This is a genomic window from Providencia sp. PROV_01 (assembly GCF_053098325.1).
In genome coordinates this window covers 581,629-593,490 of record NZ_JBRFKD010000002.1, presented here as the reverse complement: position 1 = coordinate 593,490, position 11,862 = coordinate 581,629, and the positions used below count along the sequence as shown (strand labels likewise).

The following is an 11,862-nucleotide window of genomic DNA, read 5'->3' as shown; positions in this document are numbered from 1 at the left end:
AGGCCACTACTAATATGGAGTGGCCAGATACTTTAATGGATAAACGTATTTTTGACGCGATGTGAAACTAAAAAGTAGGGGATCCATAACACACAATAGAAGCTGCCATTTATGGCTGTAATAATATTTGAGTGATTAATTTCCAATCCAAATATATATGGGAATACAAAACGGGCAACCAATACCATTAAAGTAAATAACACCATGGTGATGATAAATAGCCACTTCGCTTGTTTTTTCCATTTAACTGCGGCGATAAATGTCCAAAGAAACAGTGCAATCAAAACACCATAACCTAGTTGCAAGAGATAGAAACCTGTCGCAAAACCTGGAATATAAAAATCAGAATCCGCTTGAGTTGCCAATGGCCATGCGGTTTGAACTTGTGAAATTTCTTGCAATAACATCATGACTGTTTTGTACAGCATATAAAACAGTCCGATAATTGGTAAAATTAACCAGCCACTAATCCCGTGTAACGGCTTTTTAACCGCTGGTTGAGCCACCGATGATATTATTGCTGGCTCTGTTTGTGTGGTTGATTGCTGAATATCCATTCCGATAACCTTTATTTACTTTTACTTTGCATTTTATCTTCAAGAAATGCTTTGAGTACAATTGCTTGATTATGTTCTGTATTTTTAGCACTGTATAACAGTGTTAAATCACCTTGTTTTGCCTGAGAAACCAACGCCTGCCAAGCCGTTGTGTTATTAAGTTCCTGCTGATATCGTTCGATAAACTGTGCAAACTGATCTGTGTTCTGATGAAACCATTTACGTAGTTCATTAGAAGGTGCAACGTCTTTATTCCAAGAGTCGTGTTGTAAATCTGTTTTTTTTATTCCTCTTGGCCACAGTCTATCAATAAGCACACGGTAGCCATCGTTATCGTCAACAGGGTCATAAACTCGTTTGCATTTAATCATCATTTACCTACCCAATAAAAAATCACAAAATTTTATTTGTTAATTTACAAAGGTATTTTTAACTCGCCTTGAAACTAAAAAATACGGTATCCAAATTGCACAAGCAATTAGTGCCCGAAAAATATCTTTGATATCCGAGGATTCAACTTCTAAATCCAATAAAATACTTGCGAGTATGATATCCGTAACCGTCAAAACTAACGAAAAGATCTGGAAAAAAATATAAATTTTAATTGTGAGTTTTTTCTTTGTAAAAAAGACATAACTTAGAAAAAGCAAGGTCGCGTATAAAATAACGTTACCTAAAACCTCAAAGTAGATGAGCTCTTTAAATAATGGAATAAATGAGCTTGATTGTGGGTCTGTTAATTCAATCCAATATTCAATCACTTGAACATTTTGCTCATAAATAGAAAAAGGCAAAATAATCAAAGACAAAACTATCCCTAACATGGGTAAAATAAGCCATCCACCAATGCCTGTTAATTCTTGCCTTGGTTGTGATGATGGTACCGAAGTGCCATGAGATGAACTGTGACCCTCAGTTTTCATTTACACTTCCTTATTAAATGGATAAATAATATCAGTACAAAATAAATAGCTCTGTACAAGATAACATATCTGCTCTGTAAAAAATGAGTAACTAAATGCGCTAATTCACAATAATATTGTGAATAAAGAAAAATCTGACAAGGCCATCATTATGCAAATATTTACCGCACAGCTAACTCTCCCTACCAATTACCTTTATGGTGATTTTTTTGCCTTTCATCTGAGAGATCAACACAATGTCGCGGAAATAGTGGAAGAAAACACATTACACAAGGGCATAATATGGCAACAACATGCAACAAAAATGACATTGGAGCTTCAAAAGCAACACGCAACGATTTCATTAGCAATTGACTCCCCATCTATCATTATCAATGAACCAGACCTATTAACGCTGGCACAGCATGTACTCGGCTTAAAACAGAATATTGATGAGTTCGAAAAACACTACCTTGAAACTCCAGTACTTGGTCAGCTCATTGGAAAGCAAAGAGGATTAAGGATTTATCAATCTGCCAGCGCATTTGAAGCGTTAGTTTGGGCTATTATAGGCCAACAAATTAGTGTTCATGCGGCTATCGCCATTCGTCGGCGCTTTATTCAAGCTGTGGGAATTCAGCACACTTCAGGTATTTGGTGTTTCCCCGACACTCCACAAATCAAGTTAGTTGATGACGAAACCCTGCGACAAACGGGCTTTTCAAACGGTAAAATTATCGCCCTCAGAGCCCTTTGTGAAGCCATCGAAAATCAACAAATTGATTTATCACAGCAGGTTACTCACTCCAATGCGAATCAAATAACTGAGCAATTATTACAAATCAAAGGTATTGGCCCTTGGACTGTAAGCTATGCTTTACTACGAGGATTCAATTACTTAGATGGCTCATTACATGGGGATGTAGCGGTAAGACGTAATCTACAAACATTGCTCGCGAAATCAGAACAGCCTACCGCCAAAGAAACGGAAAAATGGTTGGAGCAATTCTCCCCATGGCGCGCACTGGTTGCCGCCCATTTGTGGCGTAGTCAGTCAGCCGCAGGATATTGATAAATAAAAAAGCCCAATCCATCTGAATTGGGCTTTCCCGCTATTCACAATAATGACTTAACGTAGCCAGTTTGTTTTCACTAATTGAACGACTTCATCACCGCGACCACTCATAATCGCTTTTAACATATATAGGCTAAAGCCTTTTGCTTCTTGTGCTGCGATTTCTGGCGGCATAGACAGCTCTTGTTTGGCAGTCAAGACATCAACCACCACTGGCCCATCATGGGCAAAAGCTTCTTTTAATGCACCGTCTAGATCTTCACTTTTTTCAACACGAATGCCTTTGATACCCGCGGCATTCGCAATCGCTGCAAAGTTAGGGTTCTGTAAATCCGTTCCCGCTGTCAAGAAACCTGCCACTTTCATTTCCATGGCCACAAAACCAAGTACGCCATTGTTATGAATGATGATTTTTACTGGTAATTGCATTTGGGAAAGAGAGATAAAATCTCCCATTAACATACTGAAACCACCATCGCCACACATTGCAACCACTTGGCGTTTTTTATCAACGGCTTGTGCACCAATAGCCTGTGGCATCGCATTCGCCATTGACCCATGGTTAAAGGAGCCGATTAAGCGGCGCTTACCGTTCATTTTCAAGTAACGGGCTGCCCATACTGTCGGGGTTCCCACGTCACAAGTGAAAATCGCGTCATCGGCGGCTAATTCACTAATTTTTGTTGCAAGATACTGTGGATGTATTAATCCCTCATGACCCGGTTTAGCGAGGTCATCTAACCCTTTTCTAGCCTCTGCATAATGTTTTAAAGCGCCATCAAGGTGTTTTGTATCCTGTTTAGCCTCTAAATGTGGCTGTAATGCATCTAATGTTGCTTTGATATCACCAATCAGGCCCATATCTATATGGCAATGAGAACCCAAACTACCTGCATTAATATCAACCTGAATAATTTTAGCTTCGCTTGGATAGAAAGGACGGTATGGAAATTGTGTTCCTAACAAAACAACTGTATCTGCGTTCATCATCGCGTGGTAACCCGATGAAAATCCTATCAAGCCTGTCATTCCAACACTGTATGGGTTATTCCATTCAATATGTTCTTTACCACGTAACGCATGTACTACCGGTGCTTTTAGTGTTTCTGCTAGCTTAACCACTTCATCGTGAGCGCCTGCGCAGCCATTTCCACAGAATAACGTGATATTCTTAGATTGATTCAGCAGTTCGGCGAGTTTTTCAATTTCACTCCGCTGAGGCATAATAAGTGGCGCTTGTGGCTGATACCATGTTTCTTTCGCTGATTCTGGTGCATCTTTTAGCGCAATATCCCCCGGTATTACGACCACTGATACCCCTTTATTCAAAATTGCTTTACGCATAGCGATGCCAAGGACCTGTGGAATTTGCTCTGGGTTAGAGACCATTTCACAGTAATGGCTGCATTCACGGAATAATTCAGTTGGGTGAGTTTCTTGGAAATAATTACTACCAATTTCGCTGGATGGGATATGAGCAGCAATCGCCAATACGGGTACGCGATTACGGTGGCAATCATACAACCCATTAATAAGATGCATATTTCCTGGCCCGCAAGAGCCTGCACATACGGCTAAATTACCGGTTAGCTGAGCTTCTGAACCCGCAGCAAAGGCAGCCACTTCCTCATGACGAGTTCCTAGCCACTCAATAGCGCCTTGACGACGTAAGCTGTCGGTTAAGCCATTTAACGAGTCTCCTGTAACGCCCCAAATACGTTTAACACCTGCATTATCAAGTACTTTTGCAATATAGGATGCAACACTCTGTTTTTTCATAATGGCACTCTTTTAAGTCGGATGTGATACCCTTGATATCTTGCAGTACAAAATATGAAGGGTATTTTTAGATGCATAACAACATTCAAAATAGAATTTTGTCATACTCGCTTATATCAAACCCAATATCGACAATAGATTGATTGTAACTAAGTAAATTCCTCATTCCTACTCATCAAATTAAATATAAAATAGAACAGCATAATCCACCGTTATTATCAAAAGAAGAGGATAGCAACAAGATAAATAAATAGACGAGTTATTAATAGCTTAAGCAAAACAAGAGCATCGTAAAAGGATGGGGTTATCTTCATATATTCTTCATCGCAACAATACCATTATTTCGACCATATTAAATTGCTAACCTTATATATTTATGACAGGCTAAAACTCACCTATCAAAATGTATTAAATTGATTTTAAACAATTTATTTTTACCCACTCCTTTACTGAGTATCTATTTTTTCAATTATTCAGTTCAATCGTTATATTACTAACACAAAATCCTATCAAAGCATATGTATTAGTATAAAACACCTATATTTTACATTTGTTCGATATTAATGTAGTATTAGTACTGTATTTTTTAACTCAAGGTGGCTTTTTTGCTGTATTTACAACACAAACACTCTCATTATTCTACCCACGACGTACCTATTTTAGCCTGGTATTTCAGCGCGACATAAAAACACTAAAAACTTATCTATTACGTAAACAACGTCTATTCTAAATAATAAGGTTTGATATTTTACCGATGTATGAAAACCCACATCTTAAATGCTGTTGTTTCGGTTATTGAAATTAAAATAAGAGGATGGTTTCATGAGATTCAAGAAGAAAAAAGAAAAACCGTTAAATATTAGTGATATTACTATTATTGATGACGGTAAACTCAAAAAAGCAATTACCGCGGCTTCGCTGGGTAATGCGATGGAATGGTTTGATTTTGGGGTATATGGTTTCTTAGCCTATGTTCTCGGTCAGGTTTTCTTTCCGGACGCATCACCGAGCGTACAGATGATTGCCGCATTAGCCACTTTCTCCGTGCCTTTCTTAGTTAGGCCATTAGGGGGGGTCGTTTTTGGTATCTTAGGTGACAAATACGGCCGTCAAAAAGTCCTTTCGATGACGATTATCATCATGGCAGTCAGTACCTTCTGTATTGGTTTGATTCCATCCTATGAGAGCATCGGTATCTGGGCCCCCATTCTGTTATTAATTGCTAAGTTAGCTCAAGGTTTCTCGGTAGGTGGTGAATATTCTGGTGCAGCAATCTTTGTTGCTGAATACTCACCAGACCGTAAACGTGGCTTTATGGGAAGTTGGTTAGACTTTGGCTCTATCGCCGGTTTTGTCTTAGGTGCGGGTGTCGTAGTACTAATTTCCAGTATCGTTGGGGAAGCTAACTTCCATGATTGGGGCTGGAGAATTCCGTTCTTCTTAGCGTTACCGTTAGGGATCATCGGGTTATATCTACGTCATTCACTGGAAGAAACTCCTGCGTTCCAACAACATGTTGAATCGTTAGAAAAACAAGATAAAGCCAATATTCAAAATCCACCAAAAATCTCAGTACGTGAAGTGGCGACTAAGTATTGGAAAAGCTTGATGATTTGTGTTGGCTTGGTTATCGCAACCAACGTGACTTACTATATGTTGCTGACCTACATGCCAAGTTACTTATCACACAACCTGAATTACTCTACTGACCATGGTGTGCTAATTATTATTGCAATTATGATTGGTATGTTATTTGTTCAACCGATTATCGGTTTAACCAGTGATAAAATTGGTCGTCGCCCATTTGTCATTACCGGTAGCGTAGGGCTGATTTTATTGGCATACCCTGCGTTTATGTTAATCAACAGTGGTTCTGTTGGCTTAATTTTCCTGGGTTTATTGATTTTAGCGGTGCTGTTGAACTGTTTTACAGGGGTTATGGCATCTATTTTACCCGCGATTTTCCCAACTCATATTCGTTACAGTGCGTTAGCTATTGCCTTTAATATTTCAGTATTAATTGCCGGTGCGACACCGACTGTTGCGGCATGGTTGGTCGAATCAACTACTGACTTATACATGCCAGCGTATTACTTAATCGTGATTGCTTTAATTGGTTTATATACGGGTATCAGAATGCCAGAAACGGCGAATAAACCATTACGCGGGGCAACACCTGCTGCATCAGATAAAGCCGAGGCAAAAGAAATTCTTAGCGAGCACTTTGACAATATTGAGCAGAAAGTTGAAGATATTGACCAACAAATTGCTGAGCTTGAGAAAAAACGCCAATCCTTAATCAATCAGCATCCTAAATTAGATTAAATATGAAAGGGCCGTTTACCGGCCCTTTCAGGTTGTTGACAAAGCGGGATAAAAGCGTGGTTTTTCCCGCTTTGTGTTATCAGCCGAAATTCAATAAATTGATTTTCCTAGTTTATTTTCAAAACCTATTGTTTTGATTCCAACAAAACATCAACCAAGGAGGGAGGTAATGGCAGCCAAACACGTTTGTCATCTTATCTGGTTTCGCAATGATCTGCGGGTCACCGATAACAAAGCGCTTTCCTCCGCCTGTGCAGACCCAGATGCGAAAGTCATTGCCCTTTTTACTGCAACCCCTAAGCAGTGGCAACAACATGATATGGCTGAGCGACAAATCTCATTCATTCACCAAAACCTTGCTGAACTGCAAAATTCACTCGCTGAGCTTGGTATTCCACTGGTTTGTCAAACTGTGGCTAATTTTGCCGACGCAGCACAATGGGTACTCGATTACGCAAAGACACAGCAAGCGGATGCCTTGTTTTTTAATCGGCAATATGAGTGGAACGAAAAACAACGAGACGAGTGGTTAATCAATCAACCTCATGGGTTGCATATCCATGCTTTCGATGACTATTTATTACTACCACCCGGCTCCGTGACGACTCAAAAAGGGGAGATGTATCAAGTTTATACTCCCTTTCGCCGAGCCTTCCTCACCCAACTTACCGTGACAGATTGCCGTTCACTACGAGCCCCAGAAAAACGAGCTGCCCCTATCAACATTGATAGGGCTTCACCGTTATTTCCGCATCAGCCAATTGAAGACTTCCAGCAATTTCCTGCCGGTGAAAAATCGGCTTTAACGCGACTCAGGCAGTTTTGTTCCCAGAAAGTCGGCGATTATCAAAATGATAGAGATATTCCCTCTATTGATGGTACCAGCCAATTATCACCTTACCTCGCGGTGGGGGTCCTATCCCCTCGCCAATGCTTCAACCGATTACAAGCAGAGAACCCCCAAGTGTTAGATCACCCTGATAGTGGGGCGTTCACGTGGTTAAATGAGTTAGTCTGGCGTGAATTTTATTCACATCTTTTAGTCGCATTTCCACGCCTAAGCCGCCACCAACCATTTATTGAATGGACACAACATATTCACTGGAATGATTCTTCGACCGATTTTGCAGCATGGAAAACAGGACAAACGGGTTATCCTATTGTGGACGCGGCTATGCGCCAACTGAATACAACGGGCTGGATGCATAACCGTCTACGAATGATTGTGGCCAGTTTTTTAGTCAAAGACTTACTGATTGATTGGCGCAAAGGTGAAAAATACTTTATGAGCCAACTGCTTGATGGCAGCTTAGCCGCGAACAACGGCGGTTGGCAGTGGTCAGCCTCAACAGGCGTTGATGCCTCTCCTTGGTTTCGTATCTTTAACCCAACCACTCAAGGGAAGAAGTTTGACGTACAAGGGGCTTTTATTCGCCACTGGCTGCCCGAATTGCAGCAAGTGCCCGACAAATATATTCATACACCACATGAATGGGCTGTAACCAGCAACACAGCGCTTAATTACCCAGAACCCATTGTTGACCATAAACAAGCTCGGTTAGCGACTCTAGCTGCATTTGAGACGGGTAAACGTAATAGTTTGAAGCAATAAGTCGTTTGAAATACGATGAATAGCAAAGTTATTATTTACTTTAAGGGTTACTATAGCGCCTCAATCATAAGGAGCAGATATGAGCGTTATTTTACAAGTTGATTTTCCGTATCAGGGGCCATGGGGTGATGAAATGATATCCGCAATGAATGATTTGGCGGAATCAATTAACCAAGAGCCGGGCTTTATTTGGAAGATTTGGACTGAAAACCCACAAACGCAAATGGCAGGTGGTGTGTATCTGTTTGCTTCAGAAACTGATGCACAAACTTATCTCACCAAGCACAGTGCACGATTAAAATCCTTTGGTATTCCTGATGTTCGCGGTGCGATTTTTGCAGTAAATAACGCGCTTAGCCAATTGAACCAAGCGCAGTTTTTAGCACAATAATTTTTATCACAACAATTTTTAGCGCAATAAATAGTTATTGGCACTGAAATTCAAACAACATCACATCTGAGGTAAATGAGCCATCGGCTTGTACTGCAAAGTGGCTTTTTACCTCATCACTTAATGTTCCTTGGTAGTGGCGGATAGCCTCGACGAATGGCTGTGGTGTCCGCATCCGTTCAACCCAACTGGTAAATTCCAATGCTAAACGGAAACTTTGCACCCGACGAACAAATAGCCCCGCACTGTTAAACATGCCAGACCATTCTCCAGCAGAATAATCACGAATATGTGAGGTATCCCGAAGCACTTCGACCGTTTGTAAGTAAATATCCAATAATGGATGTCCCGGTGATACCACATCAATAAAAATGCCTTTTCCACCCGGTTTGAGCACTCGGCGCACCTCACGTAGCGCTTGTTCCACATCGTGCCAATGGTGTGCTGAGTAACGGCTAATCACTCGGTCAAAACAGTGCTCACCAAACGGTAGAAACTCCGCGGTACCTTTGCAGGTGGTGATATTATTTAATTCACGTTCTTGTGCATTGTTAGCCACAACATTGAGCATTGAGTCGGACAAATCATAAGCCGTCACTGACTTCACTAACGGTGCTGCATGAAAGCTGACATGCCCTGCACCACAGCCAAGGTCAAGCACGTCTTCATCCTGACAACCTTGTAGCAATTGTTGCAAAACAAGTAGGTCTTCACCTTGTGCATGAACTTGGCTGGTTAAATACGAATTGGCTTGCTGGTCAAATTGTTGATAAACCGCTTGGTGGTGCGTTTTCATCTTTGTTTCCCTACATTCTGTTGCTGGTCACTCATCACAACAGAAAATGATTGAAAAAGCACCTATTAGCTCAATAATTAATTCGCTCCGTATAATGATTAATGAAAATCACCAACACGACGCTCCACCAGCGTTAAAATACTGTACAACGCCACAACGGTGTCATCCTGATTAAACACTTGCACGTCCCATTCAACAACGCCATTTGGCTTATCTTCAGCGAGTTTTTGCGTTTTTTTGATCTTTTTCTTGCACGTTAGGCGAACTTGTATGGTGTCACCGATTTTCACAGGTTCAATAAAACGCAAACTTTCCATACCATAATTGGCGATCACGGGCCCAACCCCTGCATCAACAAATAGCCCCGCTGCGGCTGAAACGACAAAATAGCCGTGCGCAATTCGTTCACCAAATAACGACTGTGCCGCACCAATTTTATCAACGTGAACATAAAAATTATCACCGCTGAGACAGGCAAAATTAGCAATATCTGCTTCTGTAACGGTACGCCTTGCGGTCAGTAACGTGTCGCCAATTGCTAAGTCTTCAAAATGTTTGCGGAATGGATGAACCACATCAGCGATGGTATCTGCACCGCGGATCCATTGCTTAGTAATTGCCGTTAGCATAGAAGGGCTACCTTGAATAGCCGTACGCTGCATATAGTGTTTGACTGCTCTCAACCCGCCGAGCTCTTCGCCACCACCTGCTCGGCCTGGACCGCCGTGTACCAGTAACGGAAGCGGTGAACCATGGCCTGTGGACTCCGCGGCTGATGCTTCATTTAAAATCAACATTCTCCCATGTGCCCGCGCACCGGCACGAATGACCGCTTGTGCGATTTGTGCGTCAGCAGTGACTAACGTCCCCGCAAGGCTTCCTCCGCCTAAAATCGCTAACTGCACCGCTTGTTCGATATCGTCATAGATCATTAATGTGGCGACGGGACCAAAAGCTTCAATTTCGTGTACCGCTGTAGATTTAAAAGGCTCTGCACAATACAACAGCGTTGGCGGATAGAACGCCCCGTGTTGGCTATCTCCCCCAATAACATCCAGCTTTTCAAATTGCCCACCACATAGGACATCACAGCCATGATCACATAAATAATTCACTTTCTCTTGTACATCTTGGCGCTGCTCTAAGTTAATCAATGCCCCCATTCTGACCCCTTCAATTGCAGGGTCACCCACTGTTGTAGCGGATAAGCGTTTCAATAATGCCTGCTTTACATTTTCGAGCTGTTTCTTCGGCACGATAATACGACGGATCGCTGTACATTTTTGGCCCGCTTTCGCGGTCATTTCTCGAGTGACTTCTTTAATAAATAAAGCAAATTCAGGCTGATCTGGCTGGACGTCATCACCTAAAATGGCACAGTTTAATGAGTCCGCTTCCATCGTGAAAGGGACTGATTTAGCCGTGATACGTGGATGCGATTTCAGCTTTTGCCCTGTACTCGCCGACCCCGTAAAAGTCACAACATCTTCAAAATCAAGGTGTTCAAACATATCGCCAACACCACCGCAAACCAGTTGTATTGCGCCATCAGGCACTAAACCGCTATCAACCATTAGCTTCACCATCGCCTGTGTTAACTGTGCTGAGGCGGTTGCGGGTTTGATAATAGCAGGCATGCCAGCAAGCCATGTGGGTGCCAATTTTTCTAACATTCCCCAACAAGGGAAGTTAAATGCATTAATGTGCAGGGCAACGCCACGGCGAGATGTTAAAATATGATGGCCAATAAATTGCCCTTGCTTTGATAACGGGATCATTTCATCTTCTGGCCAAATAGTGTCATCCGGTAGCTCACGGTTAGCGAGCCCCGAATAAGAAAATAGTGTGGCAATTCCCCCTTCGATATCCACCCAGCTATCCGCTTTAGTTGCACCAGTTTGTGCCGAAATCGCATATAACTGGGCTTTATGTTCCAGTAGGTATTTTGCGAGTGCTTTAAGCATTTGCCCACGCTGCTGAAATGTCATCGCTGACAATATTTCGCCTCCCACTTGGCGGCCATACTGCAAGCTTTCTGCTAGCGGCAACCCTTCTGTCGTCACTGTATATAAAGTTTCATTCGTTAGCGCATGGTGAATTTTTCGCCCTTCGCCCTCACCTTGTACCCATTTGCCCATAATGTAACTTGTTAAATGCTGCATATTCCTCTCCAGAAATAAAAACATCAATTCAAATTAGATAACAAATATGTATCATAAAAATAAGCATAGAAGCTAATTTAAATTTAACAAATTAAGAACAATTTTATATAAAATTCCTATTTCCATTAAAACCACACAAAAAACAATAATTTTAATTAATTGTTTTTATTGTAATTTACTTTATTGATTGTGAAGCCACTCGCAAAACAAGGTTAATAAACATTGATCTTTTTGTTAACACTTCCTAGCATTAATGTTAAATA

General features: G+C 41.4%; 9 protein-coding genes and 1 pseudogene. 4 read left to right on the top strand and 6 right to left on the bottom strand.

Going from position 1 to position 11,862, the window contains the following annotated elements:
- Positions 1–32: 32 nt before the first annotated feature.
- From ACU696_RS03490 to ACU696_RS03480, 3 genes are read right to left on the bottom strand one after another with little or no spacing between them, the layout of a single operon-like run.
- Positions 33–557, bottom strand: a complete 525-nt coding sequence (locus tag ACU696_RS03490) for a DUF2569 family protein (protein WP_004266135.1) — start codon at positions 555–557, stop codon at positions 33–35.
- A gap of 11 nt (positions 558–568) precedes the next feature.
- Positions 569–928, bottom strand: coding sequence for a DUF488 domain-containing protein (locus tag ACU696_RS03485; protein ID WP_042851696.1), 360 nt, complete (start codon positions 926–928; stop codon positions 569–571).
- Positions 929–967: 39 nt separating this feature from the next.
- On the bottom strand, positions 968–1,480 hold the full coding sequence (locus ACU696_RS03480; protein ID WP_004266137.1) for a DUF2569 domain-containing protein: 513 nt from the start codon (positions 1,478–1,480) through the stop codon (positions 968–970).
- A 151-nt stretch (positions 1,481–1,631) separates the two neighbouring features.
- Between ACU696_RS03480 and ACU696_RS03475 the strand changes: the two genes are divergently transcribed.
- Positions 1,632–2,531: a DNA-3-methyladenine glycosylase family protein gene (locus tag ACU696_RS03475; protein WP_109912384.1), complete on the top strand. Its 900-nt coding sequence runs from the start codon at positions 1,632–1,634 to the stop codon at positions 2,529–2,531.
- Between the two features lie 57 nt (positions 2,532–2,588).
- Here ACU696_RS03475 and poxB read toward each other — a convergent pair whose 3' ends face one another.
- Complete coding sequence (poxB, locus tag ACU696_RS03470) at positions 2,589–4,313, bottom strand: ubiquinone-dependent pyruvate dehydrogenase (RefSeq protein WP_109912383.1); 1,725 nt, start codon at positions 4,311–4,313, stop codon at positions 2,589–2,591.
- A gap of 822 nt (positions 4,314–5,135) precedes the next feature.
- Here poxB and proP point away from each other — a divergent pair.
- From proP to ACU696_RS03455, 3 genes are all read left to right on the top strand, one after another.
- Positions 5,136–6,638, top strand: a complete 1,503-nt coding sequence (gene proP / locus ACU696_RS03465) for a glycine betaine/L-proline transporter ProP (protein ID WP_004262894.1) — start codon at positions 5,136–5,138, stop codon at positions 6,636–6,638.
- A gap of 169 nt (positions 6,639–6,807) precedes the next feature.
- Complete coding sequence (gene phrB, locus ACU696_RS03460; protein ID WP_110731475.1) at positions 6,808–8,250, top strand: deoxyribodipyrimidine photo-lyase; 1,443 nt, start codon at positions 6,808–6,810, stop codon at positions 8,248–8,250.
- A 79-nt stretch (positions 8,251–8,329) separates the two neighbouring features.
- Entirely contained in the window at positions 8,330–8,641 is a 312-nt protein-coding gene (locus tag ACU696_RS03455) for a monooxygenase (RefSeq protein WP_004266141.1), read from the top strand.
- Between the two features lie 34 nt (positions 8,642–8,675).
- Here the strand turns inward: ACU696_RS03455 and ACU696_RS03450 are convergent.
- Positions 8,676–9,446: pseudogene (locus ACU696_RS03450) on the bottom strand (class I SAM-dependent methyltransferase); the annotation flags it as partial.
- 89 nt (positions 9,447–9,535) lie between these two features.
- Positions 9,536–11,599: a phenylacetic acid degradation bifunctional protein PaaZ gene (gene paaZ, locus ACU696_RS03445; protein ID WP_209102355.1), complete on the bottom strand. Its 2,064-nt coding sequence runs from the start codon at positions 11,597–11,599 to the stop codon at positions 9,536–9,538.
- Positions 11,600–11,862: the final 263 nt, after the last annotated feature.

Bases quoted from the DNA above. Each gene is read 5' to 3' on its own strand.
- ACU696_RS03490 (WP_004266135.1), bottom strand. From the start codon at position 557: ATGGATATTCAGCAATCAACCACACAAACAGAGCCAGCAATAATATCA.
- ACU696_RS03485 (WP_042851696.1), bottom strand. From the start codon at position 928: ATGATTAAATGCAAACGAGTTTATGACCCTGTTGACGATAACGATGGC.
- ACU696_RS03480 (WP_004266137.1), bottom strand. From the start codon at position 1,480: ATGAAAACTGAGGGTCACAGTTCATCTCATGGCACTTCGGTACCATCA.
- ACU696_RS03475 (WP_109912384.1), top strand. From the start codon at position 1,632: ATGCAAATATTTACCGCACAGCTAACTCTCCCTACCAATTACCTTTAT.
- poxB (WP_109912383.1), bottom strand. From the start codon at position 4,313: ATGAAAAAACAGAGTGTTGCATCCTATATTGCAAAAGTACTTGATAAT.
- proP (WP_004262894.1), top strand. From the start codon at position 5,136: ATGAGATTCAAGAAGAAAAAAGAAAAACCGTTAAATATTAGTGATATT.
- phrB (WP_110731475.1), top strand. From the start codon at position 6,808: ATGGCAGCCAAACACGTTTGTCATCTTATCTGGTTTCGCAATGATCTG.
- ACU696_RS03455 (WP_004266141.1), top strand. From the start codon at position 8,330: ATGAGCGTTATTTTACAAGTTGATTTTCCGTATCAGGGGCCATGGGGT.
- paaZ (WP_209102355.1), bottom strand. From the start codon at position 11,599: ATGCAGCATTTAACAAGTTACATTATGGGCAAATGGGTACAAGGTGAG.